The organism is Chryseobacterium culicis (assembly GCF_900108365.1).
GTDB lineage: Bacteria > Bacteroidota > Bacteroidia > Flavobacteriales > Weeksellaceae > Chryseobacterium > Chryseobacterium culicis.
Map to the genome: position 1 here is coordinate 48,452 of NZ_FNWQ01000009.1, position 22,835 is coordinate 71,286.

The following is a 22,835-nucleotide window of genomic DNA, read 5'->3' on the forward strand; positions in this document are numbered from 1 at the left end:
CTAAATGATTATTAATTTATATGCAGCCATCAGTAAAACGACAGCCAAGACATATTTGATTCCATTTTGGTTAAGTTTGGAAGAAGCAAGGTAAGAACCAAGTAGTCCACCTGCAAATGCGCAAACGACATACATCCACATATCATTGGTAAAAGAAATTTCTTTGGTAAGCATTCCGCCCAATCCTGAAACCGAATTAACGAAGATAAAAGCTGCACTAATGGCCGCAGTCTGTTTTTGGTTGGTCCACTTTAATAAAATCAGCACCGGAGATAATAAAATTCCACCTCCAATGCCGATCATTCCGGAAAATAATCCAATGATACCTCCAAAAATCAATGATAAATAGGGGTTGGGTTCTTTCAAATCTTTATCATCAGGACTTTTAAAAAAGAAAAAACGGAATACAGGAAATAGCAATAGAACACCTAAAATTCTTTTGTATAATACATCTTCAATATGAATCATTCCTCCCACGAAAGCGAGTGGAATAGAAGCGAGTGCAATCGGAAGAAATATCCGAAGCTTAAAATGCCCTCCTCTGTAATATTGAATAAAAGACGTCATCGAAACAAAAAGATTGAGTACCAAAGCAGTTGGTTTCATCTCTTTCGGAGCAACGCCGTACAACGCCATCAATGCAAGGTAGCCACTCGCACCACCGTGCCCTACAGCAGCATACAAGGCTGCAATAACAAATAAAATAATATAAAAAACTTCTACATTCATTACTTTAAAATTATAATTTCAACCGGCTCATCTTGTTGACAACCTTCGGACTCTTCATTTAAAATAATCAGGCAGTTTGCTTCTGCAAAACTTTGGAGCTTGTAAGATTCCTGTGCGTGAAGCGGAGTAACTCTTCCGTCATCGTAAATACCTTTTAGAAAATGAGTAAGACCTTTCTTTTTCTTATAGGTTGAAGTAACAGCAGCCATTGTTTTATTTGTAATAGCAGGCTTTTTTGTTAATTCAGAAAGAAGCGGAGCAACATACAGATAAAAACAGGTAAGAGCCGAAGATGGATTTCCCGGTAGGCCAAAAATTAATTTTTCTCCTTTTGTTCCGAAGTAAAGCGGTTTTCCCGGCTTTTGTTTTATTTTATGAAATTGTTGTTGAATCTCGCATTTTTTTGTGGCTTCAATGACAAAATCGTAATCACCTACACTTACACCGCCGACCAATAATACAATATCTGTTTCTGAAACAGCAGATTCCAGAACTTTCTGTATTTCTTCAGGGTTATCTTTTACCCAAAAAATATCGATTTTCTGAATTCCCGACTGCCTTAAAACACTTTCTAATTGTATGGAATTGGATTCAAATATTTGTCCGAATTCCAAAGTCTCTCCCGGTTTTTTGAGCTCATCTCCTGTTAAAATCAAAGAAACAGTTGGTGCTGAATAAACCATGACTTCCGTACATCCGATTCCTGCCAAATATCCGATAGCAGCAGCTGAAAGATAGCTTTCCGAACGTATTGCAACAGTATTAATTTTTGCATCACTGCCGATGGGTCTTACATTCAGACTTTCTTTCAGCTCTTTGTCTTCTATAATTAATTTGTTATTTTCAACACTTACTTTTTCCTGCATAACCACAGTATCCGCTCCGAAAGGAAGAGGTGCGCCGGTGAAAATACGATAAGCAGTTCCTTCTTCAAGTTGAAATTGCTCTGTGCATCCGGCAGTAATTTCACCAATAATTGTCAAGGGCTGATTTCTATCCTGAAACCGAATTGCATAACCATCCATCGAGGATTGTAAGAAATTTGGAATGTTGTATTTTGAATAAATATCTTCGGAGGTGGTGTATCCGAAGGCTTCTTTTAAAGAAAGAATTTGTTCTTTCCTTGGCGGAATATTGAGCCTGATAATTTCCTGAGCTTCTTTTACACTAATCATTTATTAAGTTTTAAATTATCATAATCCGAAGGCGTATCAATATCGATTGCCCCTTTTTCAAATTCAAAAACAGCGACATCATCACTATTTTGAAGGATTATTTTTTTTGCACCCTGCTCTCCCTGTAGCTGAATCAACTCTTCAAAATATTTTTTCGAGAATAAAGCCGGAACACCTAATGTTTCTGCATACTTTGCCACAGCAATTTCTTTTTTTGAAGTTTTAAAAATATTGATCATTTCAACAAAAACATCACTGTTAAGGTAGGGCTGGTCACAAACAGAAATAAAACATTTTTCCATTTCCGAGAATTTTAACAACAATGTTTTCAATCCCAAATTGATGGATGATGCCATTCCTGATTTCCAATTTGTATTGATGCAGATTGAAATATTTTTACCTTGAATTGATGATTCTATTTTTTCGTGTTCGGAGCCTAAAACAAGAATAATATTTTCTTTTTCAAACACATTCAAAGAAATATCGATGATTTTCTCGAGCAAAGTTTTTCCTTCAAACAATAACAATTGCTTGGGAGATCCCATTCTTGAGGAGCCTCCGGCTGCGAGTAATATGATGCCTGTATTTTTCATTATCCTCCGATATTTATCATACTTCTGTTTTGAATAACGGATGCTTCAATTTTCTCAAATTTTTCATTGAGCTGTCCGCCCTGGGTTTTTGCCTTTGACCAAATTGCAGAGTGAATAATCGGTAAAATATCCTGCTTTTCTCTCAAAGGGGTAAGCAAATCGGTTTCCTTTTTAGAAAAGAGACAGTTTTTTAATTTACCGTCTGCTGTCAATCTAATTCTGTTACAACCGCTGCAAAAAGGCTCGCTCATGGTACTAATAATGGCAAAATTTCCCTGGTGTCCTGAAACAGAAAAACTTTTTGCGGTATCGTGAATTCCTATTGGCAGAGGTTTGAAGTCATACTTTGTGGCGATAATTTCTAAAATTTCTTTTTGGGTCATTACCTGATTGCTTGTCCACCGATTTCCTGTAAAAGGCATAAATTCAATAAAACGAACTTCGACATTATTATTTTTTGTAAATTCTATAAAATCACAAATCTCATCATCATTAATTCCCTTCATCAAAACGACATTGATTTTCGTTTTAATATTATGGGTTAATAAAAGGTCAATATTGCTCATTACGCGGTCGAAATAATTTCTGCGGGTAATCTTTAAAAATTTATCTGAATGAAGCGTATCCAGACTGATGTTGATACTGTGAAAATCAGCACTAACGATTTCTGAAAGCATATCATCAATCCGAATTCCGTTTGTAGTGCCAGTCAGCTGAACGGGTAATTTTCCTAAATTATGAATGATTTTAGCAGCATCTTTTCTTACAAAAGGTTCGCCTCCCGTCAATCTGATTTTATTCACTCCGTGTTGCACGAATAGTTTTGCTAACGTATCAATTTCCTCCACCTGCATCAATTTAGAGTGAGGTGTAAAGTCATAATTTTCCTCGGGCATACAGTAGAAACAACGCAGATTGCAGTTGTCTGTGAGTGATATCCTGAGATAGTTATGGGTTCTTCCAAATTGGTCTGTAAGCATAATTGACTTTTAAATACTGACCGTATCAGTATGGATTTTTTCTTTTCTGTCTCGAAGTGATGAACCGTTTTTTCCACTCAGTACCGCTTTGATTTCGGCTGCGATAGAAATAGCAATTTCCTCAGAAGTTTCTGCACCAATATCCATTCCAACGGGTCCGTAGAGTTTGTTTAAAATCTCTTCTGTGACCTTTATGTTAGAATTTTTAAGGTCATCCAGCATTCTGTTAAGCTTCGTTTTCGGACCTAAAAGCCCGATATATTTCAACGGTTTGTCGATGATTAATTTTAAAAGTTCAAGGTCATAATTATAATTATGGGTCATCAGAACAAAAACAGTGTTTTCATCAATTTCAATTGTATTGATAATTTCTTCAGGTTTTGCAATGAAAACATCATGAGCATTGGGAAACCTGCTTTTGATTGCGTGTGTTGCTCTTCCGTCTGCAACCACTATTTTCCAGCCTAAAATAAATGCAGTTTCTACCAAAGGTTTGGCATCATTTCCTGCTCCGGCAATAACTAATACGGTTTGTGGCGGATTGTAATTCAGTAAGATTTCGCATTCATTACCCTCAACTTCAACTTTACTGAGAGTGCTTTTTTTACTGATTAAAGCTGTTTTTGCTGATTCAGTAATTTCATTTTTGACAGAGTTAATAGATGAAAATAATGCAGTTGTTTCATCAGTTAAAAATCCTACCGTTCCGATTTGGAAATTTCTTTTTTCAATGGAAAATACAGTTGTAATTATTGAATCATTTCTTTTTTCTACTGTCTTTTCTAAAAGATGGATAGGATTTTCAGAAGAATTTTCATCAATATATTCAAATAAAATATGTACAATACCATTGCAACCCAACTGCACACCAAATTCTACATCATCAGGATTACTGGTGTCATAAGTGATCAATTTATTGCTTTTCTGATGAATTGCCAAAATAGCTTTACGCAAAGCATCACCCTCCAGACAACCACCGCTGATTGCACCCGTAAGCTGACCATCTTCTGTGACCAACATTCTTGCACCAGCCTGTCTGTAAGAAGAACCTTCCACTTTTACAACGGTAGCCAAAGCAGTTTTTAAGCCAATGGTTTGAGCTTTTTTGTAGGCTACGATGATATCATTGATTTCTTTCATTGCGTAAATATTGTGCTTTTAAAAAGGTTGTTCATTTTAAGATATTATACGAGAATTGTATCAAATTTATGGAATTTATACCTTTTATTTACTTGAATTTCAATAAACAGTAATATTGGTATGAAAAACCGTAATTTAGTTAATGGGAAAATTTTTCGATTTAGCCATATTTGTTGTATATCTAATTTACAATAAAACTACAACGTAAAAAATAATCTGTATGCTAGTAAAGTTAAATATCAATTATAAAGAATATTCATTAGATATCGACCCATCGACACCCTTATTGTGGGTTCTTCGTGATCATCTGAATTTAGTGGGTACTAAATATGGTTGCGGAGTTGCTGCTTGTGGTGCTTGTGTTGTTCATATGGATGGAGAGGCGGTACGTTCTTGTGTGACTAAAATACAAAGGGCGGTAGGAAAGAAAATTGTTACAATTGAGGGTTTATCGGAAGATGGAAATCATCCATTGCAAAAAGCGTGGAAAGAAGTTGATGTCCCACAATGCGGCTATTGTCATTCCGGACAGATCATGTCGGCGGCTGTATTGCTAAGGGAAATCCCAAATCCTACAGATGAAGATATTGATAATGCAATGTCAGGAAATATTTGCAGATGCGGAACTTACATCAGAATAAGAAAAGCAATTAAACTTGCAGCCGAATTTCAGAAAGGAAAAATCTAGTAGCTCATTAAATATTTGAAAAATGGAAAGTAAGCATCAAAACAAAGATTTAAACAGTAAAAAAAGTTACAGGTTTTTGACTAAAATTTTGGCAACAATTTTATTTGCAAGCTGTATAATGTATGCTTTTTCAGAAACTGCAAAGGTGTTCAAAATCTATAAAGGAGAAAAGATTGTTTTTCATCAGAATAATATAAAAGACAGCGTAAAATCTGTACAGGCTTTTGCTAAAGTATATAAGGTTTTACAAAGTCCACGTTGTGTAAACTGTCATCCTGTTGGAGATATTCCTTTGCAAGGTGATGAAAGAAAATTGCACGCGATGAACCCTAAGAGAGGTGAAGATGGGAAAGGCATCCTTACAATGAAGTGTACCAACTGCCATCAGCCGGAAAATACAAGCGGAGAACATACTCCGCCCGGAAATCCAAACTGGCATCTTCCTCCCGCCAATATGAAAATGGTTTTTGAAGGTAAATCTCCTAATGAGCTTGCAAAACAGCTTATCAACCCTAAACTTAACGGCAACAAAAATAAGAAGGCACTGATTGCACACGCTGATGATGCTTTAGTGGTTTGGGGATGGAATCCGGGGGATGGTCGCACTTTGCCGCCTTACAGTCACAAAGAATTCAAAGAAGCATGGATTACTTGGCTGAATACGGGAGCTTATGCTCCTGCGAACTAATTGGCTGAAGTTTTAATTTATTAAAAAGAAAATTATGTCAGAGCATAACAATAATATCGGAAGGCGTTCATTTTTAAAAACCGCAGCATTGGTTGGAGGTGGATTAATGCTTCAATTCAGCTGGCCACTTGGTGGATTGCTTGCAAATGAGCCTGCGATTGCAACAACAAAAGATATTGAACTCAATAGTTATATCAAAATACTTTCGGATGGCAGAATTTTACTGTTCAATCCAAATCCGGAATTCGGACAAAATGTAAAAACTTCTTTGCCGATGATGCTTGCAGAGGAATTGGATGCCGATTGGGCTACAATTATCGTGGAACAGGCAGATTTTTATCCAAAACGTTTCGACAGACAGTTTACCGGAGGAAGTCGAGCAATGCAATCTGCGTGGAAACCACTCAGAACTGCTGGTGCTACTGCAAGACAATTATTGATTCTTGCTGCTGCTAAAACCTGGAATGTTCCGGCTGAAGAAATTACTACGGACAAAGGTGCGATTTATCATCGAGCAAGTGGTAAAAATGCTAAATATGGTGAAATGGCATCAACCGCAGCAACAATTGCAGTGCCAAAAGATGTTCCGTTGAAAAATGTAAAAGATTTTAAAATAATAGGTACATCAAAATCTAATGTTGAGATCAGTAATATCATCACGGGAAAACCTTTATTCACCAGTGATTTTAAAGTAGACGGAATGTTGTATGCAATGATTATACATCCGCCGGCCTTTGGAATGCAAATAAAATCCTTTGATTCCAAAGCTGTGCTGTCAATGCCAGGTATCAAATCGGTTTTTGAAATTGAGACCGTTCCGGACACTCAAGACCAAAATACGTTCGACGTGACGAGCTTTAATAAGCTGGTGGTTATTGCGGGAAATTCTACTTGGCAGGTAATGCAGGCAAAAAAAGCATTAAAAGTAGAATGGGAAAAGGCTCCTGAAAGGACAATTGTTTCGGGTGGTAAAAATGTAAAAGTTCCTGCAGGATTAGAGAGTACAGACGATCACAGGTCTCAGATGGAGGAATATATCAAAAAGCCAGGACAGATATTAAGAAAAGACGGAAATCCTGAAGAGATTTTCAAAACTGCAGCAAAGGTAATCGAACGTTCTTATACGGCACCTTTTTTAGCACATAATGCAATGGAACCTGTGAACTGCTTTGCTCATTTTAAAGGCGATAAAGTTGAAATTTTAGGTCCGATTCAAGCCCCTGAGCTCATTTCAGGAACGATTGCTACAAGGCTTGGGATTTCAAAAGAAAATGTCCAGATCAGACTATCCAGAATGGGCGGAGGTTTCGGTCGTCGTGCTTATGGACATCATATGGTGGAAGCCGCAGTCATTTCAAAGCACCTGAATGCTCCTGTAAGATTAGTTTATATGCGAGAGGATGAAATGACAGCAGGCATTTACCGCCCAAGTTATGGCGCTACATTCAGAGCTGCTTTGGATAAAAATAATAATATGATTGCCTATCATGTAAAGGCAGGCGGAATCCCGGAGTCTCCAATATCGGCAGACAGATTTCCGGCAGGTGCGGTAGATCATTATATAGCAGAGAGCTGGAAAATAGATTCTAATATTACAATTGGCGCTTTCAGAGCCCCGCGTTCCAATTTTATGGGAACCTCGGAACAATCTTTTTTGGATGAGGTCGCATTTGAAGCAGGAAAAGATCCTATCGAATTTCGTTTAGAATTGTTGGATAGAGCAGCAAAAAATCCTGTTGGTAAGAAAAATGATTATGTTGCAGACCGATATGCTGGAGTTTTAAAACTTGTGAAAGAGAAATCAAACTGGGGAATCAATGAACCTAATGTTTATAGAGGTGTTTCTGCCTATTTCTGTCATAATACCTATGCTGCTGAAGTGATAGATATATGGTTTGAAGACGGAATGCCAAAAGTTAAAAAAGTGACTGCTGCTATCGATTGTGGTGTTGTCGTTAATGTAGATGCAGCCAAAAATATGGTAGAAGGAGCTATTACTGATGCTATTGGAAATGCATTATTTGGAGAATTGCCTTTTAAAAACGGTCAGCCGGAAAAGAATAATTTTAATACCTATCGATTAATAAGAAATAATGAAGCGCCAAGAGAGATTGATGTTCATTTCGTGAAAAATGAGTTTGATCCGACAGGTTTGGGAGAACCTCCTTTTCCTCCTGCGTTTGCGTCTGTTGCTAATGCTTTGTATAAAGCAACAGGTAAGAGATTTTATAATACGCCATTTATCAATGATTTAGAAAAACTCAAAAAGTCTTAAAAAGTTTAGCGAAAGAAGAGGTTTAGACTTATTTAATTATTAACTTGATAAAAAATAGAATATGGAAATGAAAAATCAGTACAGCAGAAGAAATTTTCTGAAGATTTCGGGACTCTTGGCGGCTTTCGTTGCGATTCCTACTTCAGTAAAAGCATTCTATAATGATGTAAAACAATATTTTATTCCGAAGAAAAATGTATCGAAGCTTACCATTTCGGTTAATAAAAAGACTCATACGTTATATGCCGACAGCCGTTCAACCTTATTGGATTTGTTGAGAGAGCAACTTCATCTTACAGGTTCAAAAAAAGGCTGTGATCACGGACAATGTGGTGCCTGTACAGTTCATATCGATGGTGAAAGAGCATTAAGCTGCCTTACATTGGCGGCAATGACAGAAGGCAAAGAAATTACGACTATAGAAGGTTTAGGCAATGGAGATGAACTTCATCCGATGCAAAAAGCTTTTGTTGAGTGTGACGGTTTCCAATGCGGATATTGTACGCCAGGACAGATTATGTCTGCTGTAGCCTGTGTGAACGAAGGTCATACAGGTTCCGTTGAGGAAATCAAAGAATATATGAGTGGTAATCTCTGCCGTTGCGGAGCTTACAACGGTATTGTAGAATCTATTCAAAAAGTTGCAGCATTATGAGACCATTTAATTTTGAAAAGGCAAATTCGGTTGCAGAGGCAACATTCAAAAAATCTGCAAGTAACCAGTTTATTGCAGGAGGTACCAATCTGGTAGATTTAATGAAAAAAAATATCGCTCAACCGGAGGTTTTGATTGATATTACTCCAGCAATGTCCAAGGATATCAGTTACGAAAAAAACAAACTCAATATTGGGGCTATGGTAAGCAATACAAAAGTAGCTACGAATAAAGAAGTTTTAGACAAATTTCCATTGATTTCAAAAGCTATTTTAGCTGGTGCTTCACCACAAATCAGAAATATGGCAAGCTCTGCAGGGAATCTTCTGCAACGTACAAGATGTCCTTATTTTTACGATGTTACAACACCTTGTAATAAAAGAAAGCCTGAAAGCGGATGTAGCGCTGCTGAAAATGGAACAAGAATGAGCGCAGTAGCAGGATATAACGACCAGTGTGTTGCAGTTCACCCTTCTGATTTCTGTGTAGCATTGGCAGCTTTAGATGCTAAAGTGATCACTGTGAATTCTAATGAAAAAGAAAGTAAGATTCCATTCAAAGATTTTCATAAGCTTCCCGGCGATACGCCTTGGCTAGATAATAATTTACCGATTGATTCCATAATTACTAAAATAGAAGTTCCGGAGAATAATTTCAGTAAAAACTATGCTTACTTGAAATTGAGAGACCGTACATCCTATGCATTTGCATTGGTTTCTGTTGCTGCTGGATTAGATTTAAATGGAAATAAAATAAAAGAAGCCCGTCTTGCATCGGGTGGAGTAGCGCACAAACCTTGGCGATGGTACGATGCCGAAAAGTTTCTTCGGGGAAAAGAGGCTACAGAAGACGTTTTTGTACAAGCTGCAAAATTAGCAACAAAAGACCTCAAGCCATTAAAGGAAAATGAGTTCAAAATTCCAATGTTGGAAGGAGCAATCGTAGAAGCATTGAATCAGTCTTTGCATCATTAATTTAAAGCTTTAATCAAATAATAGAACGAAATTATGGGAATTCTTGAATTGTTTAAAAGTAAATCTAAAAGGCCTGAAGGTCGTGTAGAAGGAGTTGAAAAAGTGATAGGAAATGGAAAGTATGCGGCAGAATATGTAGTGAAAAATGTCACTTATGGTGTTTTAGTGGGCAGTACAATTCCTTCGGGTAGTATAAAATCCATTTTGGTAGATAAAGCTAAGCAGGTAGAAGGTGTTTTGGATGTGATAACACATCTACACAAACCTTTGGTTCCCGGTTTAGCAGACGAAGATAAAATTAAAAAAGCAAATTTTGGTCTACCTGTTTTTCACACAGATAAAGTATATTTTAAAGGCCAACCCATTGCTTTGGTCATTGCGGAGACTTTGGAGGATGCTACTTTTGCAGCCTCATTAGTAGAAGCTGAATATCAAAAAGATACCTTTAATGTAGATTTTGATACAGCCAAAGAATCAGTTGCTTTAAAGCCTGAGGGTAAAGAAAGAGGAAGTGTAGATGCTTGGCAAGGTCTGCCATTTATTTTAGATGAACAGTACAACATCAAGGCAGATGTTCACAACCCTATGGAGATGCACGCCACAATTGCGCATTGGACCTCTAATGATTCCCTGCGTCTTTATGATAAAAATCAGGGTGTTAACAATGTCCAGAATACATTTTCCCGTTTATTTGAACTTCAAAAGGAGAAAGTAGAAGTTTTCAGTGAGTTTGTAGGTGGTGGATTTGGTTCCGGTCTTCGGGTTTGGCCACATGTTTTGGCTGCTATTATGGGAGCTAAACAAGTGGGTCGTCCCGTTAAATTAATGCTCACTCGTCCTCAGATGTTTGCGGCTACCGGTTACAGACCGGCTTCTTGGCAAAGAGTAAAACTGGGAGCAGATCAATCCGGAAATTTGTTGGGAATTCTGCATCAGGCAAAGAACGGAACTTCTGTTTACGAAAATTTTAATGATGGAATTACCCGTGTTACGAGATTGATTTATAAACTTCCGAATTTAAAGACAGAATCTGCGAGTGTTCCGTTAAATCTCAGTACACCAACCTGGATGCGTGGACCTGGAGATTGTACAGGTGTTTTTGCATTGGAATCTGCAGTGGATGAATTAAGTTATAAATTAAAAATTGATCCTGTTCAACTAAGATTAAAAAATATTTCACTTGAAAAACATCCCGATTCAGGATTGCCTTGGTCTACTCATTTTCTTGATGAAGGATTAAGAAAAGGAGCTGAAATGATTGGATGGAGTTCGAGAAAAGCAACTCCTGCAGCAGTAACTGAAGGAGATTGGTACATCGGTTATGGGATGGCAGTCGGAATGTGGAATGCGGGAAGAAGGCCGGCAAAAGCTGCGATTGTACTATTAAAAGACGGAACAATGACAGTACAAACGGCAATGACAGACATTGGAACCGGAACCGGAACCGGAATGCTGAACATTGCTCACGAAATTACCGGAATTCCAAAAGATAACATCAATATCGAATTGGGAAATTCAAATCTTCCTGCAGCGCCAAGCCAGGGTGGAAGCCAAGGATTATCTTCTGTGAGTGGGGCAATTTATGATGTGAGTAATCAGATAAAATTAAAATTGGCAGAATATGCTATTTTAATTAATCCTGCTTTCAAAGGAGTTCTGCAAGATGGTCTCACACTTTCAGATTCAGGTATTAGCTTAAAAAACAATTCTAAAGTTACCGTTTCTTATGCCGAATTATTTGAAAAAAATAGTCTGACAGAAGTTCGGGTAGAAGTAGATTCTCAGCCCAGCAAGGAAATGGGGAAATATGCCTACTGTTCCTCTTCAGCTCATTTTTGTAAAGTACGGGTTAATAAGAGGACAGGCAAAGTGAAGATTGAAAAACTAGCTGTAGTTGCAGATGGTGGAAAAATTGTGAATGATAAAGCCGCTGCCAACCAAATGTCTGGTGCAGCAGTAGGAGGTATCGGAATGACTTTGATGGAAGAAAATTTAATCGATGTGAAATTAGGTTCATTAATCGGGAATGATTTAGCAGGATACCATTTTGCAGTAAACGCCGATGCACCAATTATTGATGTCGCTTTTATCAATAAACCTGATCCAAACATCAATCCTTCAGGAGCGAAAGGACTTGGAGAGGTCGGAATAATAGGTACAGCTCCGGCAATTGCCAACGCAATATATAATGCAATAGGAATCCGTATGAGAGATTTGCCGATAACTCCCGATGAAATTTTATTAGCTCTTAATAAAAAATAAAAAGTAAAAAAGGTTTTATGAATAGAAATTCATAAAACCTTTTTTTATAACATCAAGTTTCCTTTTTCTTTTCATTGGTATATAGTCAAAAATAATTCTCACCCGTAATTTTGGTACAGAATGCTGTAATTCATATAACAATAAAAATTCTCAAGCTTTCGAAATTTGTACCATAGAAAATGATCTAAAAGATCGTAGTAAATTCTCAATACAATGAAAACAAGAGTTCTTGGAAACTTAGAAGTTTCCGCAATTGGAATGGGGTGTATGAACCTCAGTTTTGGAACTGGTAAAGCAACAGAAATTTCGGAAGGAATAAATGTTATTCGTGCAGGTTACGAAAAAGGAATCACATTTTTTGATACGGCAGAAGCTTATGGTCCTTTTACGAATGAAGAGTTATTAGGTCAGGCACTAAAGCCTTTTCGTAAAGAAGTTGTAATTGCTACAAAGTTTGGAATGATTTCAGAAACAGGTGTTAATAGTCAGCCTGCTCATATTCGTAAGGTTGTGGAGGAATCTTTGAAAAGGCTTCAGACCGATTATATCGATTTGTTATATCAGCATAGAGTTGACCCAAATGTTCCCATTGAAGATGTTGCCGGAACAGTAAAAGATCTAATAGCTGAAGGAAAAGTAAAATATTTTGGATTATCTGAAGCAAATGCTGAAACAATTAGAAAAGCTAACAGTGTCCAAAAGATAACCGCTGTACAAAATCAATATTCTGTTTGGACACGAGAACCTGAAAAATCTGTAATTCCTGCGTGCGAGGAATTAGGAATAGGATTTGTTCCATGGGGACCATTAGGAACCGGTTTTTTAACCGGCACAATAACCCCCAATGATACTTTTGATCCTGCTACAGATCTTCGGGCAGTATTTCCAAGATTTACTAAAGAAGCAATGACAGCAAACATGCCATTGGTGACCATGTTAAGAAATATTGCTGAGAGAAAAAGTGTTTCAACAGTACAAATTGCACTAGCCTGGCTGTTAGCTCAAAAACCGTTTATAGTTCCAATCCCAGGAATGGATAAAATCGAGTATATAAATGATAATATAAAGTCTGCAGATGTTGAAATAAGTGCAGAAGATTTGCAGGAAATAGAGGATGGCCTCTCTAAGATTACTATTCAGGGAGAGAGACTTAATCAGGACCTGTTGAATTTATCAGAATAAAAAAAATAATACATAAAAATATTACAATATGGACAGTAGAAAATTAGGAAATCAGGGATTAGAAGTTTCTGCTTTAGGGTTTGGGTGTATGGGACTAAATTTTTCATATAGTCACAGTATTACTAAGGAAGAATCAGTTAAAATATTACACGAAGCGGTAGATAAAGGAATTACATTTTTTGATACAGCAGAGGTGTATGGTCCTTACACAAACGAGGAAATTGTAGGGCAAGCCTTGAAGCCTTTTCGTGATAAGGTTGTAATCGCTACCAAATTTGGCTTTAATATTCAGGATGGAAAGATGGCAGGAACAAATAGTACCCCTGAGCAAATCAGAAAGGCTGTCGAAGGAAGTTTAAAAAGGTTGGGAACGGATTATATTGACTTACTTTATCAGCACAGAGTAGACCCAAATGTTCCCATTGAAGATGTTGCAGGAACCGTAAAAGAACTAATCAACGAAGGAAAAGTAAAATTCTTTGGATTATCTGAAGCCGGTGCAGAAACGATTCGTAAAGCACATACAATACAACCCGTTTCTGCACTTCAGAATGAATATTCACTTTGGTTCCGTAAGCCTGAAGCAGAAATTATTCCGCTCTTGGAAGAGTTAAATATCGGTTTGGTTCCTTACAGTCCGCTTGGAAAAGGTTTTCTTACCGGTGCTTTTGATGAAAATACTGAAATTGCAGCTAATGACTTTCGTCAAAATTCACCCCGTTTTGCTGCCGACGTGAGAGAACAAAACTTATCGTTTGTAAATCTTTTAAAAGATTTTGCAAGAGAGAAGGAAGCCACTCCTGCGCAAATTGCTTTAGCTTGGTTACTAGCTCAAAAGCCTTGGATTTCACCTATTCCTGGTACTACTAAACTTCATCGACTAGAAGAAAATATTGGCTCGGTATCCGTAGGACTAACTACTGAAGATATTGAAAGAATTACCTCTGAAGCCGACAAACTTGAAGTTGCAGGAGGAAGATATACTGAAGCAATAGAAAAAACAACTGGTTTGTAGTTAATAACCATTGCATATGGAAATAGTAGAAAGAATTATAAGTCTGGAAGATAAGCTGGCGATTAAAGAACTGAACTATAGTTACTTATTTGCTGCTGATAGGAAAGATCATGATAAGATGGCGGCTCATTTTACTTCGGATGGAGTGTTGACATCCATCATGGACGAGGGTACGATTGTATTAAAAGGCACAAAAGGAATTAGTGACGGATTTGCTGAAATCCTAAAGCCAATACAAACAGCTTACCACTTGGGAGGTCAATTATTAATTGATCATAAAGGAGAAGAAGTTACTGGTAAATCCTATGTTTTCGTCACCTTAGTAGGTCTCAAAGATAATCTTAAATATGTCAGAAAAATCTGGGCTGTCTATGAGGATGAGTATTCAAAAAAAAATAACCAGTGGTTTATTAAAAATAGGGTAGCTACTGTAGCATGGGAAGAAAAAGATATCATTAATAATTAAAATATATATGGAAACAAAAAGTGTAAAAGCTTACGGAACAACTGGGGCTAAAGAATTATTACAAGAAATGACTATTAAACGTCGTGCATTATTACCCCATGATGTAGAAATGGAAATATTATTTTGCGGTATTTGTCATAGTGATCTACATCAGGCACACAATGATTTTGGAGGTTCAACTTATCCAATGGTACCTGGTCACGAAATTGTTGGAAAGATCACTGCTGTTGGAGAGCATGTCAAAAACTTTAAGATTGGCGATCTGGCAGGTGTTGGGTGTATTATCGATAGTTGTAGAGAATGTGAATACTGTGAAAGAAGTGAAGAAATGTACTGTGCAGAAGAGACACTATCTTTCAACTCTCCTGATAAGTACTTAGGAGGAATGACTTTAGGAGGCTATGCAGAGACCTATGTTGCAGACGAAAGATATGTTCTGCATATTCCCGAGAATCTTGATTTAGCATCGGCAGCCCCTCTCCTTTGTGCGGGAATCACTGTTTATTCACCATTCAAGCATTGGAATATTGGAGTGGGGAGTAAGGTCGGCGTTTTAGGAATCGGAGGTCTTGGGCATGTTGCTATAAAAATAGCAAAAGGATTAGGGGCTGATGTCATAGTATTCACCACTTCCGAAACGAAAGTTGCCGATGCGAAAAGACTCGGCGCAGACGATGCTGTTCTTACTAAAGATGATGAGCAATTGAAAAGGTACATTGGTCAGCTGGATATGGTATTGGATACGGTTTCAGCACCGCATGATGTTAACGTATACCTCAATCAATTGAAACCAGAAGGAACAGTTGTTTTAGTTGGATTACCTAATCAGCCACTACCCATTAATCCCTTTAACGTTGTTCGTGGCAGAAGAAGCTTTGCAGGTTCAAACATCGGAGGCATTAAAGAAACTCAGGAAATGTTGGATTTTTGTGGGAAACATAATATTACTGCGGATATTGAATTGGTAAATATTCAGGATATTAATACTGCATATGATCGACTTATTAATGGAGATGTTCATTACCGCTTTGTAATAGATATGGCATCTTTAAAAGGTTAATAAAAACCTATTAAATATCAACTTATCGTTTAAATTGAACAATAAATAATGATTGGAAATAACAATCTTGTTGTAAAGGAAACATTAATAGAAAATAAGCCTTTTTCCAAAGGGCTTATTTTTCTTCTTGCTTTAGCTGCTGGAGTTTCTGTGGCGAATTTATATTATAATCAGCCCCTGCTGGGAAATATTGCTGATGAATTTCATATTGATGCACGTCGAGCCGGACTACTTTCTACCCTTACACAGTTAGGATATGCATCAGGTGTTTTTTTGTTTGTTCCCCTGGGGGATATAAAAGACAAAAGGTCCATCATTTTAATACTAATTTGTTTCGTTACGCTCTCTCTTTTAGGAGTAGCTTTAGTTCATAACCTTATATTGCTGTACATTTTGTTTTTTTGTGTCGGACTTACTACTGGTATTCCTCAGATCATTGTTCCTTTCGCTGCTCAACTTGCTCCCCCAAAGAATCGTGGTAAAGTTATTGGCACAGTGGTAAGTGCAGCTTTAATAGGAATTCTATTGGCCAGAACGGTATCTGGTTACGTTGGATATTGGTTCGGATGGCGATATATGTTTGTGATAGCTTCTGTTGCTATGGCATTTCTTGGAACAATCTTATACTTTAAATTGCCTGCTAATCCACCAACAGTAAATTTACACTATGGCGATTTAATGAAATCCTTACGAACAATATATAATAAGTATCCATCAGTAAAAACTTCTGTAATAACAGGAGGAAGTATGTTTGGTGCTTTTAGTATTTTCTGGACATCCTTAACATTTTTACTTGAAAGTCCTATCTATGATATGAACAGTAATCAGATAGGTTTATTCGGGCTTATTGGAGCAATAGGTGCTGTTGGAGCACGGGTTTTTGGAAGTTTAAATGATAAAATGAATTCAAGAAAAATCATTAGTATGGCAGCTATTATTTGTGCATTGTCATTTTTGGTACTTTATCCGGGAAAATATTCAATGATTACTTTTATAATAGCAGGTGTGGTAATTTTGGATTTTGGAATGCAGGGAACGCTGGTCTCTACACAAGCGATCATTTACAGCTTAAATGATGGTGAAAGAAGCCGTATTAATACGATTTTTGTTGTTTCCAATTTTATAGGCGGGGCAATTGGCTCTGCATTCGGTTCTCTTGCATGGAGTTACTTTGGATGGAGCGGAGTCTGTTTACTAGGATTCTTTTTTGTATTAATAGCTCTTATTGCAAATATTAAAGGAGAGAGAAATGAAAATCTTAAATACTAAATATCATTTACACCTAGACACAGATAAAAAGTAGAGTTGTTAGAGCATATACAAAATGAAACACTAAAATATTTTAGGGAGTATAAGCTTATTATTCTATTTACTTTATTGAAAATAAAAATAAGGCCTTTATCAGTGTTCGAAATTTATTGACGAAAAATTTCGAAAACGCTAAAAATTTTGATAGTTCAACAAAAAATTGAACTTGAAAAACGCCACGGAAATGGATTGTGAAAAGCTCTTAAATACAATTTTTTAAATTATAATTGATGAAAAAAAAATATCAAAACACATCGACAATTCATTCGCAGAATGTTGGCAAAATATTTATTCCAGTTCTAGCAGGGCTAATGGCTTTTACTTCTTTGTCCACTGATATCTATCTTCCAGCGATGCCAACCATGGAAAATGATCTTCACGGAAATATTGAACTTACCGTTACAGGATTTCTTGTTGGCTTTGCGGTAGCGCAAATAATCTGGGGGCCTATTAGCGATAAATACGGACGAAAACTCCCACTTATAGCTGGTATTTTTTTATTTATAATAGGATCCGTAGGATGTGCGCTTTCAGATTCGATGGTTGCTATGGTTTTTTGGCGTATAATCCAGGCTTTTGGGGCATGCACAGGACCAATGATTGCAAGAGCGATGGTGCGGGATGTTTATGAGAAAACTGAAGCGGCAAGAAAACTGTCAGGTTTAATGATTTTGATGGCAATAGCTCCTATTGTAGGACCTTTGCTCGGCGGTCAAATATTGAAATTCGCAAGTTGGCATTACATATTTTGGCTTTTAGCAGTAATAGGAATAGTTATGCTGATTCTTGTATTTTTTTTACCTGAAACCTTCAATCCACAATATCGTTCAGAGCAGTCAATTGCTACTGCATTTTCCAATTACAAAAAATTGATTTCTAATAAAAAATTCATGAAGTATACGCTATGTCTTACATTTTTCTATATGGCTGCGTACGGTTTCATAGCAGGTTCACCTTCTGTATATATTAGCTATTTTAAAGTTCCTGAACAATCTTATGGGTGGTTATTTGCATTAAATGTCTTTGGGCTTATAGGTTTTAGCCTACTTAATAGAAAATTGGTGAAAACTTATAGTCTGGATGCTATACTAAAAGTTTCAACATTAGTTTCAATGACATCTGGGCTTTTAATGTTGGTTACCGTATTAAATAGTTGGGGTGGCCTTGCGGCTGTTGTGATAGGTGTTTTTTTCTTTTTTTCAATGAACGGATTTATCGCTGCTTGCACGACAGCAGCTGCTTTAGATGACGTACCAGAAATAGCAGGTTCTGCTTCAGCACTGCTAGGAAGTATGCAATATGGGAGTGGTATCGTTTCTACGTTACTATTAACTTTCTTCGGAAATACAATTCCTCTAACAATGAGTTGGATTATTGCTTTTTTTGCAACATTGGCAGCATTAATTATGAAACCTTGGAATTGGAAAGTGCAAGATGACAATTAAATAAACACCAAATTCTTAACCTAATTGATAAGAATATGATAGCGGTAAAAATGGTATAATATTCTGTAATAGGATTAATAAGCTTTGGTATTCAAATGCTGAAATTTGTAGTATAATTAATTATAGAGATAAAAATTAAATGTATGAATACTAAAAAAGATATTATAGTTTTAACAGGAGCAGGTCAACTAGGTATGGCCATTGTTAGAAGAGTGGCTTACGGAAATAAAATTTTTGTAGCTGACTGGAAAATTGAAAATGCAGAAGCTATATCCAAAATTCTACGAGAATCGGGATTTGATGCGATTCCGTACAAAGTGGATATTTCTGATCGTCTATCGATTTTAGAATTAATAAATGCTGCGCAAAAAGAGGGAGAGATTTCGATGTTTATAAATGCTGCCGGCCTATCTCCGTCGCAATCAACGAAAGAGCATATTTTACAAGTAGATCTTTACGGAACTGCAATGTTATTAGAAGAGTTTGGAAAAGTAATAAAAGAGGGGGGGAATGGAGTTACCATTTCTAGTCAGTCTGGTTACAGAATGCCTGCTCTAACAACAGAGGAAGATAGGCTTTTAGCAACAACACCAACTGAAAACTTGTTATCTTTAGAAATGTTACAACCTGATAAGATTAAAGACACTTTACATGCCTATCAGATTTCAAAGCGTTGCAATGGTAAAAGGGTAATGGCAGAAGCTGTAAAATGGGCTCAGCGGGGCGCAAGACTTAATTGTATTTCTCCAGGAATCATTGTTACACCTTTAGCTTTAGACGAATTTAACGGACCTCGCGGTGATTTTTATAAGAATATGTTTGCGAAATCTCCGGCAGGTCGTCCGGGAATTGCTGATGAAGTTGCCAACGTTGCCGAACTTCTGATGAGTGAAAAAGGAGCATTTATTACTGGTTCTGATTTCCTTATTGATGGTGGAGCTACAGCATCTTATTTCTATGGACCATTACAACCAGATACCTTGTAAAATATTTCATACATGAATACTCATTTCAAATTTCATTATGCATACGTCATTGTTTTTTGCTGCTGTCTTATTATGGGAGTGGTAATTGGTTTGGTAATGAGTTGTGCGGGAATTTTCTATACACCTGTGAGTGACGATCTTGGCGTAAGCAAAGGTGATTTTGGGCTCTACATGACATTTGTTTATTCATGCTCTTTTTTTATGCTTTCAGTAGCTGGAAAAATGATGGATAAATTCAGTGCAAGGGTTTTATTGGCAGGAGGTACAGCTATTGTTGGGCTTATATATATTGGAATGTCTCAATTTGATAAGGTTTGGCAATTTTATGTTGCTGGAGGACTTATCGGTATAGTTCTTTCCTTTTTATTATATCTGAGTTATCCAGTCTTAATTAGTAGATGGTTTAACTCTGGAGTAGGTTTTTTTATAGGCTTATGCAGTGCTGCCTCTGGAATCGGAGGAATTGTATTTAATCCAATAGGTGGATATCTGCTACAAGTCTATGGCTGGCGAACTGCCTATTTAATTTTTGGAGCAATTATTCTGATTGGTATCTTTCCTCTTTTAGCAGTGTTACTTCGAGATGATCCATATAAGATCGGATTAAAACCGCTTGGAAGAAAGGAGCAAGAATATGTATCTTCAGGAATGGACTATGCTGAAGCAATAAGAAGTCCAACTTTTTATACGATGTTAGTTTTTGCTTTTCTAATGATTTCCGTATCCACTCTTAATTTATTTTTACCTACTTATATAACTTCTGTGGGATTCAGTGTTGAGCAATCATCACTTGTAGCTTCAGCAGTAATGCTTGGAGTGACTATCGGAAAACTTATTCTTGGATATATAAATGATAAAAGCCCAATCGCCGGAGTTTTTCTTTTCTCAGGGTGTGGAATTTTGGGATTTATTTTCTTACTGTTCGGAACAAAAATGTTCATATTGATAGTAATCGGAGCATTTTTATTTGGATGGGCCTATGCTGCAGTAACAGTAGAAACAGCACTTTTAGTTAGGATTGTATTTGGAACAAAAGATTATTCTAAAATATTTTCTAATATTTCAATTTCACTTGCTCTTGGCGGGGCTGTGATGGCTGGAGTATGGGGATATTTGGCAGACTTTTTAGATTTTAAGGTGATTTTTATAATTGCTCTTGTCCTTCTAGCATGTGCCGCAGGGATTGGCTGGATTTCGATAAAGAAATCGGCTAAAAATATTTATTAATTAAAACTGAAATTTTTTCTTATATGAAAAATTATCTGTTGCCTTTAGTTATTTTTTTTGCTTTTGCATCACTTTCAAAAGCTCAAGAACCAGTTAACCGTAAAAAGATGCTTATTGTTTATTTAACGAGAACAAAAAATACCAAAGTTGTTGCGGAAATCATCCATAATAAAGTAGGAGGTGATATTGTTCCGATAGAACCAATAAATCCTTATCCAGCTGATTATAAAAAGACAGTCGCTCAAGTTGCTGAAGAAGATGAGCGGGGCTATTTGCCTCCGATTAACTTAAATATTGACAATATTAATAAATACGATACAATCTTTGTTGGGTTTCCAACATGGGGAATGCAGTTGCCTCCGCCTATTAAAACCTTTTTAAAGCAATATTCATTTAAAGGTAAAACAATTGTTCCATTTAATACCAATGCTGGATACGGAGTAGGAACTGGTTTTCGACAGATTTATGAAATATGTCCAGAATCCACTATTTTAGAAGGTTATACTACGGAGGGAGGTAAAGAGCGCGATGGCATTTTATTTATTATGAAAAATGAAAAAGCAGACTCTGTAGCTGAGGAAGTTAATATTTGGTTAAATAAAATTAAAATTTTAAAGTAACTAATGATGATGCGCGAAAAACCTACAGTATATCCCTTTGTTAAATCTTTTTTAATCGCTTTTTTAACGTTATTATTTTTGAATAGTCAATCACAAAGTAAATCTATTAACATAATGGAAGATCAACTACAAATTGAGCAGGATAAGGTTATTAAAACGGTAAGACTGCTTGCGGATTTAATGATTAATAAAGACATAGATGGGATGAGTAAAATACTAGCTGAGAATTATACCCTTACGCATATGACAGGTTATGTTCAACCTAAATCCGAATGGTTTTCTGAAGTAGCTAAAGAAAGTATGAAATATTATTCAGCTAAAGAAGTTGGGCATAAAATAATTATTGATCACAATAAAGCGGAAGTAACTGTTCAGAATTTAGTTGATGCAAAAATATGGGGCAGTAGGAACATGTGGAGACTTCAACAAAAAATATCGTTAGAAAAAAGGTCCGGTCAATGGATAATTCTAAAATCTATAGCATCTACATTTTAGTTTTTCTTATCCAAAAAATCCGGTATTATAATTACAATAATAAACATTTTAGTTTAATACTTAAAAAAAAATATGAAAAAAGTACTTATTATAGGGGCAAGTGGAAGTTTAGCATCATACGTAATTGATGCGTTACAGGAAAAAAACAATATTGAACTGACTCTCTTTGCAAGAAATAAGAATAGGATTGATAATATGGGTAATGCACACGTGATAGAAGGTGATGCTATGAACTATGGTGATGTGCAAAGTGCTGTGGCTGGACAAGATATTGTTTATGTCAATCTTGCAGGAAATCTGGAGGTGATGACTAATAATATTGTTAAGGCTATGAAAGAAAAAGCTGTGAAAAGAATTATTGCGATAAGCTCCATAGGAATATATGATATTCCAGGACGTCCTGTTTTACAGCCCTACCGTAAGCTTGCAGATATAATAGAAAATTCTGGTTTAGATTACACAATTCTTAGACCTGACTGGTTTACTAATGCTAATGAAATCGACTATCACATTACACGGAAATCTGAGCCTGAAGTTGGCGGTGCTTTGTCAAGGAAAAGTATTGCTGCATTTGTAGCAAAATTAATTGACAACTCCAATGAGTATATCCATGAGAATTTAGGAATTAGCAAATTGTGATTAAAACTGAATCTAAAATATTATTGATAATGTCCAAAATGATATGGAAGAAACACGGAATGGTAGTTATTAAGTCTTTTCGTTAGAAATGTATTTAGCCTCCCAGTATCAGGTGAAAAATCTTTAGGTTTTGTTGGAAATACTTTAAAGTACATGTATATAACGTTGAAACATTTCTAAAATTATAATAGAGTAATGAATAGAGTTATATTTGGTACAAGCAGACTTTAGAG

The 22,835-nt window shown here is 36.4% G+C and carries 22 protein-coding genes; 17 read left to right on the forward strand and 5 right to left on the reverse strand.

Going from position 1 to position 22,835, the window contains the following annotated elements; genetic code table 11:
• The 5 genes from BLW74_RS21325 to BLW74_RS21345 are packed head-to-tail and all read right to left on the reverse strand — an operon-like array spanning position 1 to position 4,617.
• The gene (locus BLW74_RS21325) at positions 1 to 729 is read right to left on the reverse strand and encodes a sulfite exporter TauE/SafE family protein (protein ID WP_089696667.1); all 729 of its coding nucleotides are present in this window, start codon (positions 727 to 729) and stop codon (positions 1 to 3) included.
• Positions 729 to 1,904 carry a molybdopterin molybdotransferase MoeA gene (locus BLW74_RS21330; protein WP_089696670.1) on the reverse strand — a complete coding sequence of 392 codons (1,176 nt, stop codon included), beginning with the start codon at positions 1,902 to 1,904 and terminating at the stop codon, positions 729 to 731. The genes BLW74_RS21325 and BLW74_RS21330 overlap by 1 nt, the downstream gene beginning before the upstream one ends.
• Complete coding sequence (locus tag BLW74_RS21335) at positions 1,901 to 2,497, reverse strand: nucleotidyltransferase family protein (RefSeq protein ID WP_089696673.1); 597 nt, start codon at positions 2,495 to 2,497, stop codon at positions 1,901 to 1,903. Before BLW74_RS21335 ends, BLW74_RS21330 begins: the two co-directional genes overlap by 4 nt.
• Complete coding sequence (gene moaA / locus BLW74_RS21340; RefSeq protein ID WP_089696675.1) at positions 2,497 to 3,477, reverse strand: GTP 3',8-cyclase MoaA; 981 nt, start codon at positions 3,475 to 3,477, stop codon at positions 2,497 to 2,499. Before moaA ends, BLW74_RS21335 begins: the two co-directional genes overlap by 1 nt.
• Before the next feature lie 9 nt (positions 3,478 to 3,486).
• Positions 3,487 to 4,617 carry an XdhC family protein gene (locus BLW74_RS21345; RefSeq protein ID WP_089696678.1) on the reverse strand — a complete coding sequence of 377 codons (1,131 nt, stop codon included), beginning with the start codon at positions 4,615 to 4,617 and terminating at the stop codon, positions 3,487 to 3,489.
• A 220-nt stretch (positions 4,618 to 4,837) separates the two neighbouring features.
• Between BLW74_RS21345 and BLW74_RS21350 the strand changes: the two genes are divergently transcribed.
• From BLW74_RS21350 to BLW74_RS21430, 17 genes are all read left to right on the forward strand, one after another.
• Complete coding sequence (locus tag BLW74_RS21350) at positions 4,838 to 5,305, forward strand: (2Fe-2S)-binding protein (protein ID WP_089696680.1); 468 nt, start codon at positions 4,838 to 4,840, stop codon at positions 5,303 to 5,305.
• Positions 5,306 to 5,393: 88 nt separating this feature from the next.
• A complete protein-coding gene (locus tag BLW74_RS21355) occupies positions 5,394 to 5,993 on the forward strand; it encodes a hypothetical protein (RefSeq protein ID WP_228425004.1) in 600 nt (199 codons plus the stop codon).
• Positions 5,994 to 6,027: 34 nt separating this feature from the next.
• Complete coding sequence (locus tag BLW74_RS21360; protein WP_089696686.1) at positions 6,028 to 8,268, forward strand: xanthine dehydrogenase family protein molybdopterin-binding subunit; 2,241 nt, start codon at positions 6,028 to 6,030, stop codon at positions 8,266 to 8,268.
• Between the two features lie 61 nt (positions 8,269 to 8,329).
• The gene (locus BLW74_RS21365) at positions 8,330 to 8,923 is read left to right on the forward strand and encodes a (2Fe-2S)-binding protein (protein WP_089696689.1); all 594 of its coding nucleotides are present in this window, start codon (positions 8,330 to 8,332) and stop codon (positions 8,921 to 8,923) included.
• Positions 8,920 to 9,897 (forward strand): FAD binding domain-containing protein, encoded by a 978-nt coding sequence (locus BLW74_RS21370; protein WP_089696692.1) that lies wholly within the window; start codon positions 8,920 to 8,922, stop codon positions 9,895 to 9,897. The genes BLW74_RS21365 and BLW74_RS21370 overlap by 4 nt, the downstream gene beginning before the upstream one ends.
• Positions 9,898 to 9,930: 33 nt before the next feature.
• Complete coding sequence (locus BLW74_RS21375; protein ID WP_089696695.1) at positions 9,931 to 12,159, forward strand: xanthine dehydrogenase family protein molybdopterin-binding subunit; 2,229 nt, start codon at positions 9,931 to 9,933, stop codon at positions 12,157 to 12,159.
• 213 nt (positions 12,160 to 12,372) lie between these two features.
• Positions 12,373 to 13,341, forward strand: a complete 969-nt coding sequence (locus BLW74_RS21380; protein ID WP_089696698.1) for an aldo/keto reductase — start codon at positions 12,373 to 12,375, stop codon at positions 13,339 to 13,341.
• Positions 13,342 to 13,369: 28 nt separating this feature from the next.
• Complete coding sequence (locus BLW74_RS21385) at positions 13,370 to 14,356, forward strand: aldo/keto reductase (RefSeq protein ID WP_089696701.1); 987 nt, start codon at positions 13,370 to 13,372, stop codon at positions 14,354 to 14,356.
• Positions 14,357 to 14,372: 16 nt separating this feature from the next.
• Entirely contained in the window at positions 14,373 to 14,822 is a 450-nt protein-coding gene (locus BLW74_RS21390) for a nuclear transport factor 2 family protein (protein WP_089696704.1), read from the forward strand.
• Between the two features lie 7 nt (positions 14,823 to 14,829).
• Positions 14,830 to 15,882 carry an NAD(P)-dependent alcohol dehydrogenase gene (locus BLW74_RS21395; RefSeq protein ID WP_089696707.1) on the forward strand — a complete coding sequence of 351 codons (1,053 nt, stop codon included), beginning with the start codon at positions 14,830 to 14,832 and terminating at the stop codon, positions 15,880 to 15,882.
• Positions 15,883 to 15,930: 48 nt separating this feature from the next.
• A complete protein-coding gene (locus tag BLW74_RS21400) occupies positions 15,931 to 17,151 on the forward strand; it encodes an MFS transporter (RefSeq protein WP_089696710.1) in 1,221 nt (406 codons plus the stop codon).
• 269 nt (positions 17,152 to 17,420) lie between these two features.
• Positions 17,421 to 18,635, forward strand: a complete 1,215-nt coding sequence (locus BLW74_RS21405) for a multidrug effflux MFS transporter (RefSeq protein ID WP_185116376.1) — start codon at positions 17,421 to 17,423, stop codon at positions 18,633 to 18,635.
• A 143-nt stretch (positions 18,636 to 18,778) separates the two neighbouring features.
• Positions 18,779 to 19,621: an SDR family oxidoreductase gene (locus BLW74_RS21410; RefSeq protein ID WP_089696713.1), complete on the forward strand. Its 843-nt coding sequence runs from the start codon at positions 18,779 to 18,781 to the stop codon at positions 19,619 to 19,621.
• A gap of 12 nt (positions 19,622 to 19,633) precedes the next feature.
• Positions 19,634 to 20,848, forward strand: a complete 1,215-nt coding sequence (locus BLW74_RS21415; RefSeq protein ID WP_089696716.1) for an MFS transporter — start codon at positions 19,634 to 19,636, stop codon at positions 20,846 to 20,848.
• 23 nt (positions 20,849 to 20,871) lie between these two features.
• Entirely contained in the window at positions 20,872 to 21,468 is a 597-nt protein-coding gene (locus BLW74_RS21420; RefSeq protein ID WP_089696719.1) for a flavodoxin, read from the forward strand.
• Between the two features lie 3 nt (positions 21,469 to 21,471).
• The gene (locus BLW74_RS21425) at positions 21,472 to 21,963 is read left to right on the forward strand and encodes a nuclear transport factor 2 family protein (protein ID WP_228425006.1); all 492 of its coding nucleotides are present in this window, start codon (positions 21,472 to 21,474) and stop codon (positions 21,961 to 21,963) included.
• Positions 21,964 to 22,035: 72 nt separating this feature from the next.
• Positions 22,036 to 22,602 carry an NAD(P)H-binding protein gene (locus tag BLW74_RS21430; protein WP_089696723.1) on the forward strand — a complete coding sequence of 189 codons (567 nt, stop codon included), beginning with the start codon at positions 22,036 to 22,038 and terminating at the stop codon, positions 22,600 to 22,602.
• The last annotated feature ends 233 nt before the right edge of the window (positions 22,603 to 22,835 follow it).

What these genes read in the sequence shown, in the direction of transcription:
- BLW74_RS21370 (WP_089696692.1), top strand. Translation starts at nt 8,920, where the DNA reads ATGAGACCATTTAATTTTGAAAAGGCAAATTCGGTTGCAGAGGCAACA.
- moaA (WP_089696675.1), bottom strand. Translation starts at nt 3,477, where the DNA reads ATGCTTACAGACCAATTTGGAAGAACCCATAACTATCTCAGGATATCA.
- BLW74_RS21425 (WP_228425006.1), top strand. Translation starts at nt 21,472, where the DNA reads ATGATGATGCGCGAAAAACCTACAGTATATCCCTTTGTTAAATCTTTT.
- BLW74_RS21365 (WP_089696689.1), top strand. Translation starts at nt 8,330, where the DNA reads ATGGAAATGAAAAATCAGTACAGCAGAAGAAATTTTCTGAAGATTTCG.
- BLW74_RS21380 (WP_089696698.1), top strand. Translation starts at nt 12,373, where the DNA reads ATGAAAACAAGAGTTCTTGGAAACTTAGAAGTTTCCGCAATTGGAATG.
- BLW74_RS21410 (WP_089696713.1), top strand. Translation starts at nt 18,779, where the DNA reads ATGAATACTAAAAAAGATATTATAGTTTTAACAGGAGCAGGTCAACTA.
- BLW74_RS21330 (WP_089696670.1), bottom strand. Translation starts at nt 1,904, where the DNA reads ATGATTAGTGTAAAAGAAGCTCAGGAAATTATCAGGCTCAATATTCCG.
- BLW74_RS21420 (WP_089696719.1), top strand. Translation starts at nt 20,872, where the DNA reads ATGAAAAATTATCTGTTGCCTTTAGTTATTTTTTTTGCTTTTGCATCA.
- BLW74_RS21385 (WP_089696701.1), top strand. Translation starts at nt 13,370, where the DNA reads ATGGACAGTAGAAAATTAGGAAATCAGGGATTAGAAGTTTCTGCTTTA.
- BLW74_RS21395 (WP_089696707.1), top strand. Translation starts at nt 14,830, where the DNA reads ATGGAAACAAAAAGTGTAAAAGCTTACGGAACAACTGGGGCTAAAGAA.
- BLW74_RS21390 (WP_089696704.1), top strand. Translation starts at nt 14,373, where the DNA reads ATGGAAATAGTAGAAAGAATTATAAGTCTGGAAGATAAGCTGGCGATT.
- BLW74_RS21360 (WP_089696686.1), top strand. Translation starts at nt 6,028, where the DNA reads ATGTCAGAGCATAACAATAATATCGGAAGGCGTTCATTTTTAAAAACC.
- BLW74_RS21335 (WP_089696673.1), bottom strand. Translation starts at nt 2,497, where the DNA reads ATGAAAAATACAGGCATCATATTACTCGCAGCCGGAGGCTCCTCAAGA.
- BLW74_RS21405 (WP_185116376.1), top strand. Translation starts at nt 17,421, where the DNA reads ATGAAAAAAAAATATCAAAACACATCGACAATTCATTCGCAGAATGTT.
- BLW74_RS21325 (WP_089696667.1), bottom strand. Translation starts at nt 729, where the DNA reads ATGAATGTAGAAGTTTTTTATATTATTTTATTTGTTATTGCAGCCTTG.
- BLW74_RS21430 (WP_089696723.1), top strand. Translation starts at nt 22,036, where the DNA reads ATGAAAAAAGTACTTATTATAGGGGCAAGTGGAAGTTTAGCATCATAC.
- BLW74_RS21345 (WP_089696678.1), bottom strand. Translation starts at nt 4,617, where the DNA reads ATGAAAGAAATCAATGATATCATCGTAGCCTACAAAAAAGCTCAAACC.
- BLW74_RS21415 (WP_089696716.1), top strand. Translation starts at nt 19,634, where the DNA reads ATGAATACTCATTTCAAATTTCATTATGCATACGTCATTGTTTTTTGC.
- BLW74_RS21375 (WP_089696695.1), top strand. Translation starts at nt 9,931, where the DNA reads ATGGGAATTCTTGAATTGTTTAAAAGTAAATCTAAAAGGCCTGAAGGT.
- BLW74_RS21350 (WP_089696680.1), top strand. Translation starts at nt 4,838, where the DNA reads ATGCTAGTAAAGTTAAATATCAATTATAAAGAATATTCATTAGATATC.
- BLW74_RS21400 (WP_089696710.1), top strand. Translation starts at nt 15,931, where the DNA reads ATGATTGGAAATAACAATCTTGTTGTAAAGGAAACATTAATAGAAAAT.